Below are 23,537 nucleotides of genomic sequence, written 5' to 3'. Positions count from 1 at the left end.
AAATTATCGACGGCGGTAAGATTTCTGCGCCATGTTCACTTTATAGAGATAGCGGCGAGATTCCGCAGAAGGATGGCGGGTCGTCAAAGTCTGATAAACATCACCTGGCGTCATGGTGTTAATAATATTAGCTGCCTGAATTTTATCATTCGAGAAAACACGTAACACGCTGCCTGCGCCGCCGTTATAGGCGGTGATGACGGCATAACGGCGCGACGTTGGGTTATCAATGCCGCCGAGATAAACATTATTCAGCATCGCCAGATATGCGGTGCCGGTATCAATGTTGCTGGCAGGATCGAACAAGAAACTGCGGCCTGGTATGCCGGATTTCCCCTGTGAGCGGAACACGTCTTTCCCGGCGGTGTGCTGTACTACCTGCATTAATCCCAGCGCATCGGAACGGCTGACCGCATACGGGTTAAATGAGGATTCGGTTTGCATAATCGCCAGAATTAATGACTCATCGACACCATATTTTCGTGACGCCTGGCGAACCATACCGAGATATTTATGCGCACGTTTATCAAGGTGGTTCGGCACCATATTAATGGTTACGCTGTAGATAATACGCAGCCCGTTGCTGCGGCTTTTGAGGCGGTTTTTCAGCAGATAATCCGCGAAATTGCTCGCGCGACCTTCCCAACGAATTGGCTGCCCGGTGTTGTCTACTACCTGACCATAAAGGAAAAGTTCTTTTGATATCGTAATATCATCAACATCGGAATAGAGATCGACCGACCCCGGATCGTCACCCATCAGTAACGTTTTGATAATTGCCCGGCGCAGGTGTGCGACAGGTTCCGTCCCGGCGATGGTTTCGATAGTGATCGTACCATCATCAAAGTTGATGTGGCTGCGGGTTTGATATTGATCGGTGTATTTCACGTAGTCCTTAGGACCGGCGATCACCACCTCTTTGAATCCCCAGATGTTTTCAATATTGTGGGCAAATTGCCCCATCAGAATATCAAAACCGTTGGTATCTTTGACCCAGGCTTCATTATAGGTATCGCCTTTTTTGGTCGTCGAACAGGAGATGAGCAACGGCGCAATCAAAGCCAGCGCGAGATATTTTTTCATCATTCCGGGTGCGTGTTGTGTTTGTTTTTATGCAAGTTGCCGGAGGCGTGCTCCGGCAATGTCTTTTTATTTTTTATCTTCCGGCGTATAGCCTTCGATATGTACCTCTTTACCTTCGAACAGGAAATTGACCATCTCCTGCTCCAGCAGCTTGCGGTGCTCAGCATTCATCATGTTAAGTTTCTTTTCGTTGATCAACATGGTTTGCTTGTGCTGCCACTGCGCCCAGGCTTCTTTGGAAATCTCGTTGTAGATGCGTTTTCCCAGTTCGCCGGGGTATAGCTGAAAATCCTGACCTTCTGCTTCACGCTGCAGGAAAGTACAAAAAATCGTTCTGCTCATAAATTATCCTCTTATCGACTCACGCGCTAAACCGGCGCGCCAGTGCGTAACTGCTGTAACAAACGCTCCACGGGAGCCGCCAGGCCAACTGACGGCGGTTGCGCTAAGTTATACCAGAGCGCATTGCCTTCATCCATGCAACCGGTGAATGACGACACGGGAAGCCACATAGGCACAATATCTAAATGGAAATGGCTGAAGGTATGACGAAACGCGGTGAGTTGCGTCAGGTGACCGGCGTTGATCTGCCGTTGCGCCAGCCATTGCCGCATACTTTCTTCATCAGCAAACTGCGGGAAGCAGTATAAACCGCCCCACAATCCACTTGGCGGACGCTGCGCCAGAAATACTTCATTTTCGTGCTGTAACAGCAGAAAGTAGCCGGTGCGCTCCGGCAGCGTCTGTTTCGGTTTTTTGCCTGGATAAAGTGACCAGCTATCATTGGCCGCGGCAATGCAGCCGTTTTGTAGCGGGCAGAGCGAACACTTTGGCTTCGAGCGCGTGCAGATCATCGCGCCTAAATCCATCATCGCCTGATTAAACCGCTCCACACCGACGGCGGGCGTCACCTGTTCGCTCAAACTCCACAGTTTATTCTCGACCTCTTTTTTCCCTGGCCAGCCGCTTACAGCATAGCAGCGCGCCAGCACGCGTTTGACGTTACCGTCGAGAATCGGAAAGTGCTTACCCAGAGAAAGTGAGAGGATCGCGCCCGCGGTGGAACGCCCGACGCCCGGTAGTGCGGCGATTTCCTCAAAGGTTTCCGGGAATTTTCCGCCGTGTAAGGTGGCAACTTGCTGTGCCGCTTTATGTAGATTGCGCGCGCGGGCGTAATAGCCAAGCCCGGTCCATAAGTGGAGAACTTCATCCAGCGGCGCATTGGCGAGATCGGTCACCGTCGGGAAGCGCGCCATAAAGCGTTCAAAATAGGGGATAACAGTCGCAACCTGAGTTTGTTGCAACATCACTTCTGAGAGCCATACTTTGTAGGGCGTCTTGTCAATTTGCCAGGGCAGGGTTTTCCGCCCGTATTTATCGTACCAGTCCAGAACCTGGGCTGAAAATTGCGACGCTTGCATGGTCACCAAATTCACAGTTGTTGGGGGCAAGATTGCAGCACAGCGACGACAGGGTGTAAACCGGAACTTTCCGCAGCCACGGCCTTATCATGCTTGCATCCGGCAACTAACTTTGGATAATGCCCGTTTTCAGAACACTTTCACAAGCGACTAAATCTTTATGAAAAACGACGTCATCTCACCGGAATTTGATGAAAACGGCCGTCCTCTGCGCCGTATCCGTAGTTTTGTACGCCGCCAGGGGCGACTGACCAAAGGCCAGGAACATGCGCTGGAAAACTACTGGCCGGTGATGGGCGTTGAGTTCAGCGAAGATATGCTGGATTTCCCGACGCTGTTTGGCCGTGAAGCGCCGGTGACGCTTGAGATTGGTTTTGGCATGGGGGCTTCGCTGGTGGCAATGGCGAAAGAGCGTCCGGAGCAGGATTTCCTCGGCATTGAAGTGCATTCGCCGGGCGTTGGCGCTTGCCTGGCTTCCGCGCATGAAGAGGGGCTGAGCAATCTGCGCGTGATGTGTCATGACGCGGTCGAAGTGCTGCATAAAATGATTCCTGACAATTCATTGAGCATGGTTCAGCTCTTTTTCCCTGACCCGTGGCACAAAGCACGTCATAATAAACGCCGTATCGTTCAGGTGCCGTTTGCTGAACTGGTAAAAAGCAAACTGCAACTGGGGGGCGTATTCCATATGGCGACCGACTGGGAACCTTATGCGGAACATATGCTCGAAGTGATGTCTTCCATTGACGGTTATAAAAACCTGTCAGAAAGTAACGATTACGTACCGCGCCCGGAATCACGTCCGGTGACGAAATTTGAACAACGTGGTCATCGTCTTGGTCACGGAGTATGGGACTTAATGTTCGAGAGGGTGAAATAATGGCAAAGAACCGTAGCCGTCGTCTGCGTAAAAAAATGCACATCGACGAATTCCAGGAATTAGGATTTTCGGTGGCATGGCGATTCCCGGAAGGTACATCGGAAGAACAGATTGATAAAACCGTTGATGACTTTATTAACGAGGTTGTCGAACCGAACAAGCTGGCTTTTGACGGCAGCGGTTATCTGGCCTGGGAAGGTCTGATCTGCATGCAGGAAATTGGCAAATGTACCGAAGAACATCAGGCGATTGTGCGTAAGTGGCTGGAAGAGCGCAAACTGGATGAGGTACGCACCAGCGAACTTTTCGACGTTTGGTGGGACTAAGAAAGCATACGGGCGATGACAAACGCAAAACTGCCTGATGCGCTACGCTTATCAGGCCTACAATGGGTATGCAATATATTGAGGTTGCACGATTGAGTAGGCCGGATAAGGCATTTACGCCGCATCCGGCATGGACAATGCGCACTTTGTTATCAATCCGGGCCAGCAAATGCTGGCCTGATTTGTTCTTGAGGGAAGATTATGATGCGCAAAATGCTGCTGGCGGCAGCACTTTCAGTAACGGCAATGACTGCTCACGCCGACTACCAGTGCAGCGTCACACCGCGTGACGATGTGATTGTCAGCCCGCAAACCGTACAGGTGAAGGGCGAAAACGGCAATCTGGTGATCACGCCAGACGGCAATGTGATGTACAACGGCAAGCAATATTCTCTGAGTGCCGCCCAGCGCGAGCAGGCGAAGGATTATCAGGCAGAACTGCGCAGCACGTTGCCGTGGATTGATGAAGGGACTAAGAGCCGCGTTGAGAAAGCCCGCGTCGCACTGGATAAAATTATCGTTCAGGAGATGGGTGAAAGCAGTAAAATGCGCAGCCGTCTGACCAAGCTCGATGCGCAGTTGAAAGAACAGATGAATCGCATTATTGAAACGCGCAGCGATGGCCTGACGTTCCACTATAAAGCCATTGATCAGGTTCGCGCCGAAGGCCAGCAACTAGTGAATCAGGCGATGGGTGGAATTTTGCAGGACAGCATTAATGAAATGGGCGCGAAAGCGGTACTGAAAAGCGGCGGTAATCCGTTACAGAATGTGCTGGGAAGCCTGGGCGGTTTGCAATCCTCCATCCAAACCGAGTGGAAAAAGCAGGAAAAAGATTTCCAGCAGTTTGGCAAAGATGTCTGTAGCCGTGTGGTGACCCTGGAAGATAGCCGCAAAGCCCTGGTTGGGAATTTGAAATAATCCTCTATTTTAAGACGGCATAATACTTTTTTATGCCGTTTAATTCTTCGTTTTGTTACCTGCCTCTAACTTTATAGATCTCCAAAATCCATTCACGTTGTAAATTGTTTAACGTCAAATTTCCTATACAAAGCTAAGGGATAATACGTAGCGTTCACGTAACTGGAGGAATGAAATGGAGTTTTTCAGAAAGACGGCACTTGCCGCACTGGTTATGGGTTTTAGTGGTGCAGCATTAGCATTACCGAATATCACCATTTTAGCGACCGGCGGGACGATTGCCGGTGGTGGTGACTCCGCAACCAAATCTAACTACACAGCGGGTAAAGTTGGCGTAGAAAACCTGGTCAATGCGGTGCCGCAATTGAAGGACATTGCGAACGTTAAAGGCGAGCAGGTCGTTAACATCGGCTCCCAGGACATGAATGATAATGTCTGGCTGACACTGGCGAAAAAAATTAATACCGACTGCGATAAAACTGACGGCTTCGTCATTACTCACGGTACAGACACGATGGAAGAAACCGCTTACTTCCTCGATCTGACCGTAAAATGTGATAAGCCAGTAGTGATGGTCGGCGCAATGCGTCCGTCCACCTCCATGAGCGCAGACGGTCCATTCAACCTGTATAACGCGGTAGTGACCGCAGCAGATAAAGCCTCCGCTAACCGTGGCGTGCTGGTAGTGATGAACGACACCGTGCTGGATGGTCGTGACGTGACCAAAACCAACACTACCGATGTAGCGACCTTCAAGTCTGTTAACTTCGGTCCACTGGGTTACATTCACAACGGTAAAATCGACTATCAGCGTACTCCGGCGCGTAAGCACACCAGCGATACGCCGTTTGATGTCTCTAAGCTGAATGAACTGCCGAAAGTTGGTATCGTTTATAACTATGCTAACGCATCCGATCTTCCGGCAAAAGCACTGGTAGATGCGGGCTATGACGGCATCGTTAGCGCCGGTGTGGGTAACGGTAACCTGTATAAAACCGTATTCGACACCCTGGCAACCGCGGCGAAAAACGGCACTGCGGTAGTGCGTTCTTCTCGCGTACCGACGGGCGCAACCACTCAGGATGCCGAAGTGGATGATGCGAAATACGGTTTCGTCGCCTCTGGTACGCTGAACCCGCAAAAAGCGCGCGTTCTGCTGCAACTGGCGCTGACGCAAACTAAAGATCCACAGCAGATCCAGCAGATTTTCAATCAGTACTAATCGCCTCGCCCCGGTATCGTGCCGGGGCTTTCTCACTTCAGACTCACGTCCATTGTCAATCATAATTATCATGATGATAATCACATGAATAAATTATTCCACGCGAGACTTTCACTGTGAAAAAACAATGGATTGTAGGTACGGCGTTGTTTGTGTTGATGTCAGGTTATGGCTGGGCCGATGGTGAACCGCCAACTGAAAATGTCTTAAAAGATCAATTCAAAAAGCAATATCACGGCATTCTCAAACTGGATACCATCAATTTAAAAAACCTTGATGCGAAGGGGAATCAGGCCACCTGGTCTGCGGAAGGTGATGTCTCTTCTAACGATGATCTCTATACCTGGATCGGTCAGTTGGCAGATTATCAACTTCTGGAACAGACCTGGGTGAAAGATAAACCCGTAAAATTCTCAGCGATGTTAACCAGTAAAGGAACGCCCGCGTCTGGCTGGACGGTGAATTTTTACTCTTTTCAGGCAGCAGCCAGCGATAGTGGGCGGTTTGTTGATGATATCAAAACGAATAATAAGTACCTGATTGTGAATAGCGAAGATTTCAATTATCGCTTTAGTCAGCTTGAGTCAGCGCTGAATGTGCAGATGAATTCGATTTCGGGGCTGGAAAAGGAAGTGAAAGAGCTTGATAAGCAAATGGTTGCGGCACAGAAAGCGGCGAATGCTTATTGGGGAAAAGGGGCAGATGGCAAGCAAATGACTCGTGAAGACGCTTTTAAAAAAATACACCAGCAACGGGATGCGTTTAATAAACAGAATGATAGCGAGGTGTTCGCGGCTAAATATGACAAAGAGGTCTATCAACCGGCGATTGCGGCATGTCATAAACAGAGTGAAGAGTGTTATGAAGTGCCGATTCAGCAGAAACGGGATTTTGATATCAACGAGCAGCGGCGACAGACTTTTCTGCAATCACAAAAACTCAGCCGTAAATTGCAGGATGACTGGATAAAGCTTGAAAAAGGGCAATATCCGTTAACGATGAAAGTTTCGGAAATAAACAGTAAAAAAGTCGCGATTTTGATGAAGATTGACGATATCAACCAGGCTAATGAACGCTGGAAAAAAGATACCGAACAACTGCGGCGTAATGGGGTGATTAAGTAATTTTTGCGATGATGCATGGCTTGTAGCCGGATGTGGCGTTTACGCCGCATCCGGCAGAACAAGTTTACTCGGCCAGAAACAGTTCCAGCAGTGAATTTAAAAACAACTTCCCATGTTCCGTTATCTGCCAGTAATCCGCACATTCGGTGAGATAACCCTGAGCGATAGCCTCGTCTAACTGAGAGCGAATCACTTCTTCGCAAAGGCCGGTATACTGGCTAAACTCCACGCGTGGCGCGGCCTCCAGCAAACGGAAGCGATTCATAAAGAACTCGAACGGCTTATCAGCGGCTTCTACATCACGCTGGCTTTCCAGATAACGCCCCTGCATAAAACCACGCGGGTGACGCGTTTTGGTGGTACGCAGAATGCGCCCGTCCGGGAAGGTCACTTTGCCATGCGCGCCGCAGCCGATGCCGAGGTAGTCACCAAATCGCCAGTAGTTGAGATTGTGTTGGCATTGATAACCCGGTTTGGCGTAAGCGGAGGTTTCATATTGCTGATAACCCGCTGCGGTTAATAACTGATGCCCCTGTTCGAAAATATCCCACAGTGCGTCGTCGTCCGGTAGCACCGGTGGCCGCGAACCAAACAACGTATTGGGTTCGATGGTCAACTGATACCAGGAAAGATGCGGCGGATTCAGTTCAATGGCCTGGCGCAGATCGCCAAGCGCCTCTTCCAGTGATTGATCAGGCAACCCGTGCATCAAATCAAGATTAAAACTACGCAGCCCCAGCCCGCTTGCCAGATTCGCTGCCCGTTTCGCTTCTTGCGGGCCATGAATGCGTCCAAGTCGTTTCAGCTTTTCTTCGCTAAAACTCTGCACACCAATAGAGATGCGGTTCACACCGGCACGCTGATAATCAACAAAGCGATCGGCTTCTACCGTACCAGGATTCGCTTCCATAGTAATTTCTGCATCCGCTGCCAGCGGCAAACGCGCACGCACGCCGTCCAGCAGCGTTTGCATCGCCGGGCCAGAAAGCAGGCTCGGCGTACCACCGCCAATAAATATTGTCTGCACTTCACGCCCCTGAGCATAAGCCACATCATTGTCCAGATCGTTAAGCAGATGCTGAACATAATCGTCGTGCGGCACTTCTCCTTTCAACGCGTGAGAGTTGAAATCGCAGTACGGGCATTTCTGCACACACCACGGGATGTGAATGTAGAGACTGAGCGGCGGTAACTTAACCATTACGTAGCGCGTCCAGCAGCAGTTTCAACGCCTGACCACGGTGGGAAATGGCACTCTTCTCTTCGCGAGTCAGTTCGGCAGCGGTTTTGCCTTCAGAAGGCACGAAGAAAATCGGATCATAACCAAAGCCACCAGTACCAGCAGGTTCACGGGTAATCACGCCAGGCCAGCAACCGTGGCACACCAGCGGAGTCGGATCTTCCGCATGACGCAGATACACCAGCACGCAGTGGAAACGTGCCTGACGTTGGTCGTCCGGTACGTCTTTCAGGGTTTCCAGCAGTTTTTGCAGATTCTTTTGATCGGTTGCGTCTTCACCGGAATAACGAGCGGAGTAAATACCCGGCGCTCCGCCAAGCGCATCAACCGCCAGACCGGAATCGTCGGCAATCGCCGGTAAACCGGTCGCTTTTGCAGCGTGGCGCGCTTTCAGGATCGCGTTTTCGATAAAGGTCAGGCCGGTCTCTTCGGCGGAATCGACGCCAAGTTCCGTTTGGGCCACGATATCAAGACCGAAGTCGCTAAGCAGCGACGCCAGCTCACGCACTTTACCGGCATTGCCGGTTGCGAGGACAACTTTTTGCATAGGATACCTAATTAATTAACGCCGCGATTTCTGGCGGGATTTGTTGCGGATTAATGATTTTAATTTGTTTGTGGCGGCCAAGTTCGCCTTTTTCAATCACCACCTGGCTTTTCGCGACCCGGAACTGCTTACCGAGAAACTTCACCAGATGGTTGTTGGCCTGGCCGTCGACCGGCGGTGCGGTAATGGCGACTTTTACTTCGTCGCCATGTAAACCGACAATAGAATCACGGCTGGCTTTCGGCTGGATATAAAGCCGTAATACCAGACCGTCATCGTTTACTGTTACGGCACTCATAACGCCATCCACAGCCCCGGCAGCAGCATGTTTCCGGTTGCCTGTAATACTTCTGCGACACCCATATTGATGACATACAGCAGCAGTACGAGGATCATTGGTGAGAAATCAATCCCTCCCATTGCCGGTAGCAGGCGGCGAATCGGACGCAGTAGCGGATCGGCAAGCTGGATCAGCACATATTCAATTGGGCTGCGACCCTGACTTACCCAGCTCATTATCGCCATCACCAGCAGTACCCAGAAGATCAGCAGGCCGATAGTTTTCAGCAGAATCAGCAAACCGGCAATCCAGATGATCGGCAGGAAGGTTACGACTTTGAACAGGACGATGGCTTTGATGAAACTCAAAATGTACGCCACCAGCAGTGAGGCGCTGTCAATCGGCCCCATTGCCGGAATAACGCGGCGCAGTGGCCCGATAATCGGCTGCGTCACCTTCACCACAAACTGTGAGAAGGGGTTATAAAAATCACAATGAGCCCACTGCATCCAGATGCGTAATAACAGCACCATGGTATACAGCTCAATGACCGTTGAAAGCAGGAAAGTCAACGTATTCATGGCGTTCCTTTAATTCCTTATTTTTTAGAGTAATCACGTGCACCAAAGATAGCAGTGCCGATGCGAACCATCGTGCTACCTGCCGCAATGGCGGCTTCCATATCATCTGACATCCCCAGAGAGAGGGTGTCGACATGCGGGTAGCTCGTTTTCAGTCCGGCAAATGCTACAGCCATTTGGCGTGCAACTTCAAACTGCCTTACATATTCTGACTCTGGCGCGGGGATCGCCATTAGCCCGCGCAGGCGTAAACGCGGTAGTTCTGCGACCGCTGCTGCCAGCTCGTCCAGCTCTGCCAGTTGAATGCCTGACTTACTGTTTTCATCGCTAATGTTGATTTGAATCAGTACGTTAAGAGGGAGAAGTTCTGCCGGACGCTGATCGTTAAGACGGGTGGCGATACGCAAACGGTCGATGGTATGACACCAGTCGAAATGCTCTGCCACCAGGCGGCTTTTATTAGACTGCAACGGGCCAATAAAATGCCACTCTAATCCTGTTACGCCCAGTTCCTGAAAGTGGCGAATTTTATCTACCCCTTCCTGAACATAGTTTTCACCAAATTGACGCTGCCCGGCGTCGATGGCTTCTGCGATGGCGCTCGCAGGTTTTGTTTTACTGACTGCAAGCAGCGTAATTTCTTCTGGAGAACGGCCGCAACGCGTTGCAGCCGTTGAGATTTTGTCCCGAACCTGTGCCAGGTTATGCGCAATATCGTTCATTTTCCGAGGATCTTAGTATGAATATGGAAGAAATTGTGACCCTTAGTGTAAAGCATAACGTCTCGGATCTACACCTGTGCAGCGCCTGGCCAGCACGATGGCGCATTCGAGGGAGAATGGAGGTCGCGCCGTTTGACGCGCCAGACGTCGAAGAGTTGTTGCGGGAGTGGCTGGATGACGATCAACGGGCGATATTGCTTGAGAATGGCCAGCTTGATTTTGCGGTATCGCTGGCTGAAAACCAGCGGCTACGAGGCAGTGCGTTTGCGCAGCGGCAAGGCATTTCTCTGGCGTTACGGTTGTTACCTGCGCATTGCCCGCAGCTCGAACAACTTGGCGCGCCGCCGGTATTGCCGGAATTACTCAATAGCGAGAATGGCCTGATTCTGGTGACGGGAGCGACGGGGAGCGGCAAATCGACCACACTGGCGGCGATGGTTGGTTATCTCAATCAACATGCCGATGCGCATATTCTGACGCTGGAAGATCCTGTTGAATATCTCTATGCCAGCCAGCGATGCTTGATCCAGCAGCGAGAGATTGGTTTGCACTGTATGACGTTTGCATCGGGATTACGTGCGGCATTGCGGGAAGATCCCGATGTGATATTGCTCGGAGAGCTGCGTGATAGCGAGACAATCCGTCTGGCGCTGACGGCGGCAGAAACCGGGCATCTGGTGCTGGCAACCTTACATACGCGCGGTGCAGCGCAGGCGGTCGAGCGGCTGGTAGATTCATTTCCGGCACAGGAAAAAGATCCCGTGCGTAATCAACTGGCCGGTAGTTTGCGGGCGGTGTTGTCACAAAAGCTGGAAGTGGATAAGCAGGAAGGGCGCGTGGCGCTGTTTGAATTGTTGATTAACACGCCAGCGGTGGGGAATTTGATACGCGAAGGGAAAACCCACCAGTTGCCACATGTTATTCAAACCGGGCAGCAGGTGGGGATGTTAACTTTTCAGCAGAGTTATCAGCAGCGGGTGAAAGAAGGGCGCTTGTGAGGCTAAAGCGGCTGATTAGCATCGTAAATATGCCTGATGCGACGCTGACGCGTCTTATCAGACCTACAATCGCTGCCAAATGTAGGCCGGATAAGGCGTTTACGCCGCATCCGGCAAGACGGGCGATGACGCTATCTACAATTTGCCAGGCTTGCAAATCGCCTTAATATCCCTGCTCAAAATAACTTTCGAGAATGATAACCGCAGAGGCAGAGTCGACTTTGCCTTTGTTGAGCGCCCGATAACCGCCCTGTTCAAACAGGCCGGAACGCGCTTCCACGGTGCTAAGACGTTCGTCATGTAGCTTTACTTCAACACCGAAACGACCATGAATACGGTTGGCGAATTTACGCGCCCGGGCGGTTAGCGGTTGTTCGGTGCCGTCCATGTTCAGCGGCAAACCGACGATGATTTCGTCTGGCTGCCACTCTTTCAACAAACGCTCGATAATATTCCAGTCCGGCGTACCGTCCTGCGCTTTAATCGCAGGCAAAGGGCGAGCGGTGCCAGTAATGCGTTGACCAACCGCTACGCCAATGCTTTTGGTGCCGAAGTCGAAGGCAAGTAAAGTCCCGCTCATCAGGCGTGTCCCGCCACATCAGGCATGGTAAGAATATCAACACCAATCAGCCTTGCCGCATCGCGCCAGCGGTCGGCTATCGGTGTTTTGAACAGAATATTCAGATCTGCCGGAGCGGTTAGCCAGGCGTTGTCGAGAATTTCTTGTTCCAGTTGGCCTTTATCCCAGGAGGAGTAACCCAACGCAACCATCACGTCAGAGGGTTGTTTATCGGTGCCGAGCGTTTCCAGCACATCACGGGAAGTGGTCATCACCGTGTTGTCTGAAATGCGAATACTGGAAGTAAAATTTGATGGTGGAGTATGCAAAATAAACCCACGATCTTCAGCCAGTGGGCCACCGAGCATAACAGGCTTGTCCAGACGGATTGACTCATCACGCGGCTCCGGCGTGATCTTTAATTTTTCCAGAATCCCTTCAATTTTAAGATTTTCCAGAGGCTTGTTAATGATAATCCCCATTGCACCCTCTGGATTATGTTCGCAAATGTAGACCACCGAACGACGGAAAATCGGATCCTGGAGAGCAGGCATGGCAATAAGAAAGTGATGCTGTAAATTCATTGTCAGAGGTTCTGTTTCCTGGTTCAAAAAAGCAACAGCGCCCAGTATGCGTGGAAAGACGGGCGCTGTCACTCATAGTCTCAACGAGATCCCTCTCGTTAAGCTGGGTTATCGTTGCTGTAAACGTGCTTCGATGGCATCCATTAGCATTCCGGTGATCGAGACCGGAAACTCTGCTTCAATCTCACGAATACAGGTTGGGCTGGTGACGTTAATTTCAGTCAGGCGGTCTCCGATAATATCCAGGCCAACAAAAATTAGCCCTTTTTCTTTCAGCGTCGGCCCTACCTGGCGGGCGATTTTCCAGTCACTTTCAGTTAGCGGACGAGGTTCGCCGCGACCACCGGCAGCCAGATTGCCACGGGTTTCGCCACCCTGCGGAATACGCGCCAGGCAGTACGGTACGGGCTCGCCATCCACCACCAGAACGCGTTTGTCGCCATCTTTAATGGCAGGCAGGTAATTTTGCGCCATACAGTAGCGAGTACCGTGCTCAGTCAGGGTTTCGGCAATCACGCCGAGGTTCGGATCGCCTTCTTTCACGCGGAAAATCGACGCGCCACCCATGCCGTCCAGCGGTTTAAGGATAATGTCGGTGTGCTTTTCCCAGAACGCTTTCAACTGTACTTTATTACGCGTGACCAGCGTTTCTGGTGTTAAGTCAGAGAACCAGGCGGTAAACAGTTTTTCGTTACAGTCGCGCAGGCTCTGTGGCTTGTTAACGATCAACGTTCCTTTCTCTTCAGCACGTTCCAGAATATAAGTGGCGTAGATAAACTCGGTATCAAACGGCGGATCTTTACGCATCAGGATCACGTCGAGATCGGCCAGTTGCAGATCCTGCTCACCCGTGAACTCGTACCATTTATCGTAGTTCTGTTCGACGCTCAAAGTACGGGTACGAGCGCGAGCCTCACCATTGATCAAATAGAGATCGCCCATCTCCATATAGTGAAGTTCGTAACCACGACGTTGTGCTTCCAGCAACATAGCGAAACTGGAATCTTTCTTGATGTTGATGCTTGCGATGGGGTCCATCACGATGCCGAGCTTGATCATTATTTTTCTCCGTTAGCCCAGATCACCAAAACGTACTTGTAGCGCAGTTATGGCGGTGAGCGCAGTTGTCTCTGTACGCAAAACGCGAGGTCCCAGCAGGATATCAGTAAATTGATAGCGGGCAGTCATGGCAATTTCATCTGCTGATAATCCGCCTTCCGGGCCAATCAGCAGGCGGATGCGTTCGACCGGCAACGGCAGCGTGTTAATGCTGTTACTGGCGCGCGGGTGAAGATTCAGTTTCAGTCCTTCATCTTGCTCTGCACACCAGGCTTCCAGATCCATTGCCGGACGGATCTCCGGCACCCGGTTACGACCACACTGCTCGCAGGCGGCAATCGCAATTTTCTGCCACTGCTGGAGCTTCTTGTTCAGACGTTCGCTATCCAGTTTAACGCCGCAGCGTTCAGAAAAAAGTGGCGTAATGAGGCTTACTCCAAGTTCGATCGATTTCTGGATAGTGAATTCCATTTTTTCACCGCGTGACATTACCTGACCGAGATGAATATGCAGAGGCGATTCACGATCGTCGAGCTGACCTTCCAGCACGTTAACTTCCACGCTTTTTTTGCTGGCGCTGGTAATCTCTGCGTCAAAGACCTGGTTGCTACCGTCAAATAACTGTAACGCCTGACCAGGCCCCATACGCAGTACACGGCCGATATGGTTAGCGGCATCTTCGCAAAGAGCAATGTGCGAGTTGCTGATTAATGGTTCAGGATGATAAATGCGGGGGATACGCATGGTTAAAAATCCGCGTCGTCTCCCCACGCAGTTGCCTGCGTGGGGTAGGGGTTTAACAAAAAGAATCCCGCTAGTGTAGGTTAGCTCTTTTGCGCCTGGCAAGCGCGTTGCACATACGGGTTATGATTGCCTTGCACCTTTGCAATGCGTTCGTCGCGCTCGCACTCCCAATCGGTGACCGGATACATCTTGTTCCAGGCGTTAAACAGTTGCGTTTGCTGGCGTGAGAGTGTCAGGTTGTACTGGTCACGCATATAGAAATAAGTTCTGGCAATGATGCCTCGCGTATGAGCTGGTGGTTCCGCCACTTTTTCTTTGAAATCCACCTTCATGGCGCACTGTCCATACTGACCCTCGCCACCATTCCACTGACTGTACATAAAGTTGCCGCGATCGCCGTTCACTTCGCCTATCGAGGGCTGCAGGTTATGCATATCGCTTTCCATTTTGCGATAAACCGGATCTTTGGCGCAGTTTTTACGTCCGCCGTCTTGCCAGCATTGACGCTGGTGGCCGAACTGCCAGGCGGGAACCACGTGTTCCCACTCCACACGACTGGCGCGATTTTCATTTTTGCGTACCTGATATCCGCATGACTCCAGATCCACAACGCCTTTTTTACCCTGCCAGTTGATTTTACAGCCGCAGTAAAATGTTCCCGGTGCGTCAGCATAGACTTTTACTGCCGCATTTTTCGCCTGGGAAAAACTATTGATGCCTTCGGCCAATACCTGGCCGGAAAATGCTGCGCTCAGTATCACCGCAGCAACAGACAAATAACGGTACATCATTTACTCCGTGTTAAAACGAGCCAGCAACGTAGCGAAAGTTGTTTTACTATGCAATCAGCCAGATCAGGAAAGTTCCTGATAGTTCAGGTGGTTATTTCGCAACCAGTTGTTCGCCGCAATGAACGCAGCGATAGACGGCCTCTCCACGCACCACACGGTTATGGCGGCGCACGGTAAGCTGATGCTCCTGGCATTTACAGCGGTAGGGGAAGGTGTTGCGGCGTACGGATTGTAGCTCAAATTGATGCGTGCGGCGGGCGGGAACACCCAGCACACTTTCCATCATCCATTTCCACTCTTTGCCATGCGGTGCCACGCGACCAAAGTGTTTCCACACCAGTAAATGCGCCAGCTCGTGCGGTACGACTTCTTCTATAAAAGCTTCGCTGTTTTCCATCAACAGCACCGGATTGAGACGAATTTCATAGCTGTCCAGCCAGGCAGTACCGGCGGATGTACCACGCTGGGTGTAAGCGATTTTTGGCTCCGGGTAATTACGCTCCAGCTTCAGGTTGGCCTGGGCGAGTTTTTCCCGCAGACGACGCATAACGGCCTGTTGGATGGCGATAGGGAGACGGGGCGTTTTCATAGCGGCTGAGGATAAAGCGAAGAAAAGATGACTGCAAGAGGTGGCTTCCTCCGCGACGGGAGGAAGCCAGAGACGATTAATCGTGAGCGCCGATTTCGCGCAGTTTACGACCCTTCATCAGATTACGTTCAATGTGTTCCAGCGAAACGTGTTTGGTTTCCGGTACCAGCCACAATGTCAGCAGGATAAACAACACGTTCAGAGCCGCATACACCCAGAAGGTGTTGGCGTTGCCCAGCGTGTTGAGCATAGTCAGGAACGTTGCGCCGACGATCATGTTGGCAATCCAGTTGGTGGCGGTGGAGCAGGTGATGCCAAAATCGCGGCCTTTCAGCGGCTGAATTTCAGAACACAGTACCCAAATCAACGGACCTGCGCTCATGGCAAAACCGACAATAAACATCAGCAGCATGGCAATGGCAAAATACTGCGCCGACGGTGAGTGGATACCGATATGCATCATCGTACCCAGTATGCCCATGCCAGCAGCCATTACCATGAAGCCCAGCGTCAGCGTCGGTTTCCGTCCCCAGCGGTCAACCAGACCAATAGCGATAAAGGTGGCGAGTACGTTGGTCAGACCAACGATCACTGTCCCCCACATTTGCTCAGTAGTATTGGTATAACCCGCCAGTTCGAAGATTTTGGGCGCGTAATACATGATGACGTTCATCCCGGTGAATTGCTGCATCACCTGTAACAGCACGCCAAGGAATACCGCACGACGGAAGTTGCTGTTTTCTTTAAACAGTGCCCAACCGCTCTGTTTGACCTGCAAACTTTCACGGATTTCATCCAGTTCGCGTTTCGCTTCCGCGCTGGTGTCGCGCAGGCGCAGCAGCACGCGTTCGGCATCAACAAAACGGCGTTTGGCGGCAAACCAACGTGGGCTGTCTGGCAGGAAGAAAACACCAATCAGTAGCAGAATTGCCGGGATGATAATCACACCCAGCATCCAGCGCCATGCGCCGGTGTAGCTGAAGGCGGTATCAGAAAGATAAGCGCCGAGAATGCCGATGGTAATCATCAACTGATACATCGAGATCATACTGCCACGAATTTTCTCTGGCGCAATTTCGGAGAGGTATAGTGGCGCGGTATAGGAAGCAACACCCACCGCCAGACCCAGCAGAACGCGAGAAAGAATCAGTACTTCAACGTTTGGCGCTGCGGCTGAGAACAGCGAACCAGCAACAAACAGAATAGCGCCGATCATCAGGCTCTTTTTACGTCCGAGTTTAAAAGAGAGCCAGCCGCTACCCACCGCACCGACTGCCGCACCAAACATCATGGAGCTTACGACCCATTCTTGCGTGTGCGAGGTAATCTGGAATTCATCTGCAATAAACGGCAGTGCGCCAGCAATTACACCGATATCCAGGCCAAAGAGTAATCCCGCCAGAGCGGCAAGGAAGCAGACGAAAAACGTCATTGCCTTGTTTGACCGCCCCTGTTTTTTAGCGTCAGGCATGATGCCCTCCAATATGTTATTTTTTATTGTGAATTAAGATAGGTGAGTACGACGCAAAAAGATGTGAAGCATGTCACATCAGTGTAATCGCTTACACTAACATTTATAGTGGTTATAATTTAAGTACATGAAAACAATTGAGTTATAACATCATAGATTAAGCGAAGTTATCTGCAATTAAGACTTTGCTGAAAAGAAATGTAACAATCATGAAAACTGAATAATATGATGAAAATATTATAAATACTGGGTTGCTATGGTTGGTGTAATCGGTTTCAGTTGTTGTGATGAACTACGGATAAACGTGTTCAGCAACGGAATGTTGCTATCGTGTGGGCGGCTTTTGCCGGATGCGGCGTGAACGTTTTAGCCAGCCTACATGTAGCAATGGTTGTAGGCCTGGTAAGCGTAGCGCATTGGGCATTTTTTAGAAAAGAAAAAGGCCAGTGCGAGGCTGGCCTTAGAAAGCGGGGATGAAAGATTATTTCAGACCGGCGGCATCGCGCAGTAGCTGCGCTTTGTCGGTTTTTTCCCACGGGAAATGCTCGCGACCAAAGTGACCATATGCAGCGGTATCTTTATAGATTGGGTGCAGCAGATCCAGCATCTTAATCAGACCGTATGGACGCAGGTCGAAGAACTCGCGCACCAGCAGGGTCAGTTGTTCAGTAGGGACTTTCTCAGTACCGAAAGTTTCTACCATGATGGAAGTCGGTTCAGCCACGCCGATCGCGTAGGAAACCTGAATTTCACAACGGTCAGCCAGACCCGCTGCCACGATGTTTTTCGCAACATAGCGTGCTGCGTAAGCTGCGGAACGGTCCACTTTGGATGGATCTTTACCAGAAAACGCGCCGCCACCGTGACGAGCCATGCCGCCGTAGGTATCAACGATAATTTTACGCCCCGTCAGACCGCAGTCACCCATCGGGCCGCCGATAACAAAACGTCCGGTCGGGTTGATGAAGAATTTGGTTGCGGAAGTCAGCCATTCTGCTGGCAGGATCGGCTTAATGATCTCTTCCATTACCGCTTCTTGCAGGGATTTCTGATCGATATCTTCAGAGTGCTGGGTGGAAAGCACTACTGCATCGATGCCAACGATTTTGCCGTCGTCATACTGGAAAGTAACCTGGCTTTTTGCGTCCGGGCGCAGCCACGGCAGAGTGCCGTTTTTACGCACTTCAGCCTGACGTTGTACCAGACGGTGTGCATAGGTGATTGGCGCAGGCATCAGCACATCGGTTTCGTTGGTGGCATAGCCAAACATCAGACCCTGGTCGCCAGCGCCTTGTTCCAGCGGATCAGCACGATCAACGCCCTGGTTAATGTCAGGGGACTGTTTGCCGATAGCGCTCAGAACCGCACAAGAGTTAGCGTCAAAGCCCATGTCGGAATGCACATAGCCAATTTCGCGAACGGTGTTACGGGTGATCTCTTCAATGTCCACCCAGGCGCTGGTGGTGATTTCACCGCCAACTAAAACCATGCCGGTTTTTACGTAGGTTTCGCAAGCAACACGTGCTTTCGGATCCTGTTCGAGGATCGCATCTAAAACGGCATCAGAGATTTGGTCAGCAATTTTGTCAGGATGCCCTTCAGAGACGGACTCGGACGTAAAAAGGTGTTTTGCCATATTTAATATCACCTAAAGAGAATTTAGTTAGCTCAAACTGTTGTGTGGATTTTCTGTGGTAGTGGCTCCTTCCACGACTCTGCAGGTTAAAAACACTGGCAGTCTGAGTGTTAATCAGTATGGATGGATTAACATCTGGATGGCTATTTTAGGTCAAGACGTCATCCGATTTCCACTTTTTTTTGAAGCGTATCTCATTCCGTTAAAAACGTAGCTGGAAATTTTTCCTGACAATGCTGGCATTCTGTGTATTTATCTTTTGCAATTTTCTGCCATTGTGGGGTATAAAACGCGGCGCGCGGCTTAAATAAAAAGCACACGACGTTCCTTTCGTGTTGCCACTTCCAGCCGGGTTGAAATCAGTGTTTTAGCTTGTTGGTTCGTCTTCGCAGGCGGCCGTGGAGGTGATACGAAATAATGAATCGTTGTCTGCTGCTTAATCTGTCGCACCGTTCTGGTGTAGATTCGTTCCCCGCACTCTGCATCTCTGCATTGCATACCTGCCGATGTTATACCCATCTCGGCGCTTCTCAGGATTCAAGAGCTGGCAACAGTTACTGATGACTGAACAAGGGCGCTCTTGTAAATACAAGAGTTTTCTCGTGGTTTCGCCGGACTGTCACACTTACGTTCGGTTATGTGCTTAATAATGTTATGAAAAAGAAACCGGTTGCGCAGTCGGAGCGTCAGCATACGCTGCTGGAAAATCCGTGTGCTTATGGGTTGTTATCGCAGTTTCAGGCTGCGATAGTGGTTAACTGTTTTACACTTAATAAAATAATTTGAGGTTCGCTATGTCTGACGACATGTCTATGAGTTTGCCTTCGTCAGCGGGCGAACACGGTGTACTACGCTCCATGCAGGAGGTTGCAATGAGCTCCCAGGAAGCCAGCAAGATGCTGCGTACTTACAATATTGCCTGGTGGGGCAATAACTACTATGACGTTAACGAGCTGGGTCACATTAGCGTGTGCCCTGACCCGGACGTCCCGGAAGCTCGCGTTGATCTCGCGCAGTTAGTGAAGACCCGCGAAGCGCAGGGCCAGCGCCTGCCTGCACTGTTCTGCTTTCCGCAGATCCTGCAGCACCGTTTGCGTTCTATTAACGCCGCGTTTAAACGTGCGCGGGAATCCTATGGCTATAACGGTGACTACTTCCTCGTTTACCCGATCAAGGTTAACCAGCACCGCCGCGTGATTGAGTCCTTGATTCATTCTGGTGAACCGCTGGGGCTGGAAGCAGGTTCAAAAGCTGAGTTGATGGCGGTGCTGGCGCATGCTGGCATGACCCGCAGCGTCATCGTCTGTAACGGCTATAAAGACCGCGAATATATCCGCCTGGCGCTGATTGGCGAGAAGATGGGCCATAAGGTTTATCTGGTTATCGAGAAGATGTCTGAAATCGCCATTGTGCTGGATGAAGCGGAACGTCTGAACGTGATCCCTCGTCTTGGCGTACGTGCGCGTCTGGCCTCGCAGGGGTCTGGTAAATGGCAGTCTTCCGGTGGTGAAAAATCGAAGTTCGGTCTGGCGGCAACCCAGGTACTGCAACTGGTTGAGACACTGCGTGAAGCCGGACGTCTCGATAGCCTGCAACTGCTGCACTTCCACCTCGGTTCGCAGATGGCGAATATTCGCGATATCGCGACAGGCGTTCGTGAATCTGCGCGCTTCTATGTTGAGCTGCATAAGCTGGGCGTCAACATTCAGTGCTTTGACGTTGGCGGTGGTCTGGGCGTGGATTATGAAGGCACCCGTTCGCAATCCGATTGTTCGGTGAACTACGGCCTCAATGAATACGCTAATAACATTATCTGGGCAATTGGCGATGCCTGTGAAGAGAATGGTCTGCCACATCCGACGGTGATCACCGAATCGGGTCGTGCGGTGACTGCGCATCACACTGTGCTGGTTTCCAATATTATCGGTGTGGAACGTAACGAATACACCGTTCCAACCGCACCAGCAGAGGATGCGCCGCGCGCACTGCAAAGCATGTGGGAAACCTGGAAGGAGATGCACGAACCGGGAACTCGCCGCTCTCTGCGTGAATGGCTGCATGATAGCCAGATGGATCTGCACGATATCCATATTGGTTATTCTTCTGGTACTTACAATCTGCAAGAACGTGCATGGGCAGAACAGCTCTATTTGAGCATGTGTCATGAAGTGCAGAAGCAACTGGATCCGCAAAACCGCGCCCATCGCCCGATTATCGACGAATTACAGGAGCGTATGGCGGACAAAATGTACGTCAACTTCTCGCTATTCCAGTCGATGCCGGATGCATGGGGTATCGACCAGTTGTTCCCGGTTCTGCCGCTGGAAGGGCTGGATCAAGTGCCGGAACGCCGCGCTGTGCTGCTGGATATCACCTGTGACTCTGATGGAGCTATCGACCACTATATCGATGGTGACGGCATTGCTACGACAATGCCAATGCCGGAGTACGATCCGGAGAATCCGCCGATGCTCGGTTTCTTTATGGTCGGTGCCTATCAGGAGATCCTCGGCAACATGCACAATCTGTTTGGTGATACCGAAGCGGTTGACGTGTTCGTCTTCCCTGACGGCAGCGTAGAAGTGGAGCTGTCTGACGAGGGCGATACCGTTGCGGATATGCTGCAATATGTGCAGCTCGATCCAAAAACGTTGTTAACCCAGTTCCGTGACCAGGTGAAGAAAACCGATCTTGATGCCGAACTGCAACAACAGTTCCTTGAAGAGTTCGAGGCAGGTTTGTACGGTTATACCTACCTTGAAGATGAATAATTAAGATTATTCTGCTGGCGGGCCGATTTAATTGATTAATTCGGCCCGCTTTTTATTTATATATTCTTAAAAATAATCTGGTTACTTTCCTTCTAATATAATCTCCCTACAATCGCTGCATTAATTAAATGCAGAGGGATCGGTTATGAAAAAATGGAAAGTACGCGTTGCGCTGGTGGGATTGTTCGTACTGCTGGCAGGTTGTTCCAGTAATGCGCAGTATAATAGTAGTGCATCTGGCAATGTCGGCACTGCCTGGGGCGGGGATGTGCACTCAACGGTTCAAGGCGTATCTGCTGAACGCGCCTGGCGCGATCCGGCAGAGATGATCGTTATTAGTTATTCGACTAACATTCCTTCCGGATACGACCGCGTTTATAGCATTCGGATTAACGAACTGGAATATGCTATTCGCGATGCTAATTTTAATTCGCTTCCTATTACGCGGGTATATGATTCATCGAATAATAAACCTCGATATATTGTTCATGCCAGAGTGGGAATGAATTATCAATTATATGTTCGTAACTATAGCCGTAACACTAACTATGAGATCGTTGCCACAGTTGATGGGCTGGATGTTCTGAACGGCAAGCAAGGTTCGCTGAATAACAATGGCTATATTGTGAATGCCGGTGATTCGTTAGCGATTAAAGGTTTCCGTAAAGATAAACATACCGAAGCTGCTTTTCAGTTTGCCAACGTTGCTGATTCCTACGCCGCCAATTCGGCGCAAGGCGATGTACGTAACACAGGGGTGATTGGTTTTGCCGCTTTTGAATTACAAGGCTCAGCGAAAAATGCGCTACCGCCGTGCTCTGGGCAAGCCTTTCCGGCAGACAACAATGGCTATGCGCCACCACCGTGTCGTAAATAGCAACCCCGCTTGATGCTTCACCCATTTAGGGTGATAATTAGCACAAACTTGTGTTTCGCAAATCCAACCCTTCCTCGTCGGGCCTAACGACGCGGAAGGGTTTTTTTATATCGACTTTGTAAAAGGAGTCCATCCATGAGCACCTTAGGTCATCAATACGATAACTCACTGGTTTCCAACGCCTTTGGTTTTTTACGCCTGCCGATGAACTTCCAGCCGTATGACAGCGATGCTGACTGGGTAATTACCGGCGTGCCGTTCGATATGGCTACTTCTGGTCGTGCGGGGGGGCGTCACGGTCCGGCAGCTATTCGCCAGGTTTCGACTAATCTGGCCTGGGAACACAACCGCTTCCCGTGGAATTTCGACATGCGTGAACGTCTGAATGTCGTCGACTGTGGTGATCTGGTATATGCCTTCGGTGATGCCCGTGAAATGAGCGAGAAACTGCAGGCGCACGCTGAGAAGCTGCTGGCTGCCGGTAAGCGTATGCTCTCCTTCGGTGGTGACCACTTTGTTACGCTGCCGCTGCTGCGTGCTCATGCTAAACATTTTGGCAAAATGGCGCTGGTACACTTTGACGCCCACACCGATACCTACGCGAACGGTTGTGAATTTGACCACGGCACTATGTTTTATACCGCGCCGAAAGAAGGTCTGATTGACCCGAATCATTCCGTGCAAATTGGTATTCGTACTGAGTTCGATAAAGACAACGGCTTTACCGTGCTGGACGCCTGCCAGGTGAACGATCGCAGCGTGGATGACGTTATCGCCCAGGTGAAGCAGATTGTTGGTGATATGCCGGTCTACCTGACTTTTGATATCGATTGCCTGGATCCTGCGTTTGCGCCGGGAACGGGTACGCCGGTAATTGGCGGCCTGACCTCCGATCGCGCCATTAAACTGGTACGCGGCCTGAAAGATCTCAACATCGTTGGGATGGACGTAGTGGAAGTGGCTCCGGCATACGATCAGTCGGAAATCACTGCTCTGGCAGCGGCAACGCTGGCGCTGGAGATGCTGTATATTCAGGCAGCGAAAAAGGGCGAGTAAGCGCCGGATGTGATGCCATCCGTAGGCCGGATAAGATGCGCCAGCATCGCATCCG

At 50.9% G+C, this 23,537-nt stretch carries 27 protein-coding genes and 1 pseudogene; 12 read left to right on the top strand and 16 right to left on the bottom strand.

Annotated elements, in window-relative coordinates; translation table 11 throughout:
- Positions 1-3 precede the first annotated feature (3 nt).
- The 3 genes from mltC to mutY form a co-directional block, all read right to left on the bottom strand.
- Entirely contained in the window at positions 4-1,083 is a 1,080-nt protein-coding gene (gene mltC / locus A1WG_RS16550; RefSeq protein WP_016242542.1) for a membrane-bound lytic murein transglycosylase MltC, read from the bottom strand.
- A 66-nt stretch (positions 1,084-1,149) separates the two neighbouring features.
- Positions 1,150-1,425, bottom strand: a complete 276-nt coding sequence (locus A1WG_RS16555) for an oxidative damage protection protein (RefSeq protein WP_000091700.1) — start codon at positions 1,423-1,425, stop codon at positions 1,150-1,152.
- A gap of 26 nt (positions 1,426-1,451) precedes the next feature.
- Positions 1,452-2,504, bottom strand: a complete 1,053-nt coding sequence (gene mutY / locus A1WG_RS16560; RefSeq protein WP_001517060.1) for an A/G-specific adenine glycosylase — start codon at positions 2,502-2,504, stop codon at positions 1,452-1,454.
- A gap of 160 nt (positions 2,505-2,664) precedes the next feature.
- Between mutY and trmB the strand changes: the two genes are divergently transcribed.
- The 5 genes from trmB (at position 2,665) to A1WG_RS16585 (ending at position 6,977) form a co-directional block, all read left to right on the top strand.
- Positions 2,665-3,384, top strand: a complete 720-nt coding sequence (gene trmB, locus A1WG_RS16565; RefSeq protein WP_000786922.1) for a tRNA (guanosine(46)-N7)-methyltransferase TrmB — start codon at positions 2,665-2,667, stop codon at positions 3,382-3,384.
- The gene (locus tag A1WG_RS16570) at positions 3,384-3,710 is read left to right on the top strand and encodes a YggL family protein (protein WP_001107572.1); all 327 of its coding nucleotides are present in this window, start codon (positions 3,384-3,386) and stop codon (positions 3,708-3,710) included. The genes trmB and A1WG_RS16570 overlap by 1 nt, the downstream gene beginning before the upstream one ends.
- Before the next feature lie 201 nt (positions 3,711-3,911).
- Entirely contained in the window at positions 3,912-4,631 is a 720-nt protein-coding gene (locus A1WG_RS16575) for a YggN family protein (protein ID WP_000984801.1), read from the top strand.
- A 175-nt stretch (positions 4,632-4,806) separates the two neighbouring features.
- Positions 4,807-5,853, top strand: a complete 1,047-nt coding sequence (gene ansB / locus A1WG_RS16580) for an L-asparaginase 2 (RefSeq protein ID WP_000394192.1) — start codon at positions 4,807-4,809, stop codon at positions 5,851-5,853.
- A 116-nt stretch (positions 5,854-5,969) separates the two neighbouring features.
- Entirely contained in the window at positions 5,970-6,977 is a 1,008-nt protein-coding gene (locus tag A1WG_RS16585; protein ID WP_001517059.1) for a DUF1202 family protein, read from the top strand.
- Positions 6,978-7,041: 64 nt separating this feature from the next.
- Here A1WG_RS16585 and hemW read toward each other — a convergent pair whose 3' ends face one another.
- Genes hemW through yggS form a run of 5 tightly spaced genes read right to left on the bottom strand, consistent with a single transcriptional unit; the run spans position 7,042 to position 10,347 of the window.
- On the bottom strand, positions 7,042-8,178 hold the full coding sequence (gene hemW, locus A1WG_RS16590) for a radical SAM family heme chaperone HemW (protein WP_000239972.1): 1,137 nt from the start codon (positions 8,176-8,178) through the stop codon (positions 7,042-7,044).
- A complete protein-coding gene (locus A1WG_RS16595) occupies positions 8,171-8,764 on the bottom strand; it encodes an XTP/dITP diphosphatase (RefSeq protein WP_001174757.1) in 594 nt (197 codons plus the stop codon). The genes hemW and A1WG_RS16595 overlap by 8 nt, the downstream gene beginning before the upstream one ends.
- A 7-nt stretch (positions 8,765-8,771) precedes the next feature.
- Positions 8,772-9,062 carry a DUF167 family protein YggU gene (yggU, locus tag A1WG_RS16600; protein ID WP_001277217.1) on the bottom strand — a complete coding sequence of 97 codons (291 nt, stop codon included), beginning with the start codon at positions 9,060-9,062 and terminating at the stop codon, positions 8,772-8,774.
- Positions 9,059-9,625, bottom strand: a complete 567-nt coding sequence (gene yggT / locus A1WG_RS16605; protein WP_001094831.1) for an osmotic shock tolerance protein YggT — start codon at positions 9,623-9,625, stop codon at positions 9,059-9,061. Before yggT ends, yggU begins: the two co-directional genes overlap by 4 nt.
- Before the next feature lie 17 nt (positions 9,626-9,642).
- A complete protein-coding gene (yggS, locus tag A1WG_RS16610; RefSeq protein WP_001517058.1) occupies positions 9,643-10,347 on the bottom strand; it encodes a pyridoxal phosphate homeostasis protein in 705 nt (234 codons plus the stop codon).
- 17 nt (positions 10,348-10,364) lie between these two features.
- Here yggS and A1WG_RS16615 point away from each other — a divergent pair, with 17 nt between their 5' ends.
- The gene (locus A1WG_RS16615) at positions 10,365-11,345 is read left to right on the top strand and encodes a PilT/PilU family type 4a pilus ATPase (RefSeq protein WP_001517057.1); all 981 of its coding nucleotides are present in this window, start codon (positions 10,365-10,367) and stop codon (positions 11,343-11,345) included.
- Positions 11,346-11,508: 163 nt separating this feature from the next.
- Here A1WG_RS16615 and ruvX read toward each other — a convergent pair whose 3' ends face one another.
- From ruvX to metK, 8 genes are all read right to left on the bottom strand, one after another.
- Positions 11,509-11,925, bottom strand: coding sequence for a Holliday junction resolvase RuvX (ruvX, locus tag A1WG_RS16620; protein WP_000017106.1), 417 nt, complete (start codon positions 11,923-11,925; stop codon positions 11,509-11,511).
- Positions 11,925-12,488 (bottom strand): YqgE/AlgH family protein, encoded by a 564-nt coding sequence (locus A1WG_RS16625; protein WP_010378695.1) that lies wholly within the window; start codon positions 12,486-12,488, stop codon positions 11,925-11,927. The genes ruvX and A1WG_RS16625 overlap by 1 nt, the downstream gene beginning before the upstream one ends.
- Positions 12,489-12,596: 108 nt before the next feature.
- Positions 12,597-13,547: a glutathione synthase gene (gshB, locus tag A1WG_RS16630; RefSeq protein WP_001517056.1), complete on the bottom strand. Its 951-nt coding sequence runs from the start codon at positions 13,545-13,547 to the stop codon at positions 12,597-12,599.
- Positions 13,548-13,559: 12 nt separating this feature from the next.
- Positions 13,560-14,291: a 16S rRNA (uracil(1498)-N(3))-methyltransferase gene (rsmE, locus tag A1WG_RS16635; RefSeq protein WP_001517055.1), complete on the bottom strand. Its 732-nt coding sequence runs from the start codon at positions 14,289-14,291 to the stop codon at positions 13,560-13,562.
- A gap of 80 nt (positions 14,292-14,371) precedes the next feature.
- On the bottom strand, positions 14,372-15,079 hold the full coding sequence (endA, locus tag A1WG_RS16640; RefSeq protein WP_000286521.1) for a deoxyribonuclease I: 708 nt from the start codon (positions 15,077-15,079) through the stop codon (positions 14,372-14,374).
- Positions 15,080-15,173: 94 nt separating this feature from the next.
- Positions 15,174-15,671 carry a SprT family zinc-dependent metalloprotease gene (locus tag A1WG_RS16645; protein ID WP_000856773.1) on the bottom strand — a complete coding sequence of 166 codons (498 nt, stop codon included), beginning with the start codon at positions 15,669-15,671 and terminating at the stop codon, positions 15,174-15,176.
- Positions 15,672-15,747: 76 nt separating this feature from the next.
- Positions 15,748-17,142, bottom strand: a complete 1,395-nt coding sequence (gene galP / locus A1WG_RS16650) for a galactose/proton symporter (RefSeq protein WP_001517053.1) — start codon at positions 17,140-17,142, stop codon at positions 15,748-15,750.
- 481 nt (positions 17,143-17,623) lie between these two features.
- Complete coding sequence (metK, locus tag A1WG_RS16655; RefSeq protein WP_001062125.1) at positions 17,624-18,778, bottom strand: methionine adenosyltransferase; 1,155 nt, start codon at positions 18,776-18,778, stop codon at positions 17,624-17,626.
- 55 nt (positions 18,779-18,833) lie between these two features.
- Between metK and A1WG_RS25255 the strand changes: the two are divergent.
- From A1WG_RS25255 to speB, 6 genes and pseudogenes are all read left to right on the top strand, one after another.
- A pseudogene (locus A1WG_RS25255) lies at positions 18,834-19,085 on the top strand (hypothetical protein).
- A gap of 110 nt (positions 19,086-19,195) precedes the next feature.
- Entirely contained in the window at positions 19,196-19,339 is a 144-nt protein-coding gene (yqgG, locus tag A1WG_RS25250; RefSeq protein WP_269446598.1) for a protein YqgG, read from the top strand.
- 93 nt (positions 19,340-19,432) lie between these two features.
- The gene (yqgB, locus tag A1WG_RS0121490; protein ID WP_001338822.1) at positions 19,433-19,564 is read left to right on the top strand and encodes an acid stress response protein YqgB; all 132 of its coding nucleotides are present in this window, start codon (positions 19,433-19,435) and stop codon (positions 19,562-19,564) included.
- An 8-nt stretch (positions 19,565-19,572) separates the two neighbouring features.
- Positions 19,573-21,549: a biosynthetic arginine decarboxylase gene (gene speA / locus A1WG_RS16660; RefSeq protein WP_001517052.1), complete on the top strand. Its 1,977-nt coding sequence runs from the start codon at positions 19,573-19,575 to the stop codon at positions 21,547-21,549.
- Between the two features lie 145 nt (positions 21,550-21,694).
- Positions 21,695-22,426 carry a hypothetical protein gene (locus tag A1WG_RS16665; protein ID WP_000758927.1) on the top strand — a complete coding sequence of 244 codons (732 nt, stop codon included), beginning with the start codon at positions 21,695-21,697 and terminating at the stop codon, positions 22,424-22,426.
- A 135-nt stretch (positions 22,427-22,561) separates the two neighbouring features.
- Positions 22,562-23,482, top strand: coding sequence for an agmatinase (gene speB / locus A1WG_RS16670; RefSeq protein ID WP_000105566.1), 921 nt, complete (start codon positions 22,562-22,564; stop codon positions 23,480-23,482).
- Positions 23,483-23,537: the final 55 nt, after the last annotated feature.

This window comes from Escherichia sp. KTE96 (genome assembly GCF_000408525.1).
GTDB lineage: Bacteria > Pseudomonadota > Gammaproteobacteria > Enterobacterales > Enterobacteriaceae > Escherichia > Escherichia marmotae.
This window is presented reverse-complemented; position numbering and strand designations above follow the sequence as displayed.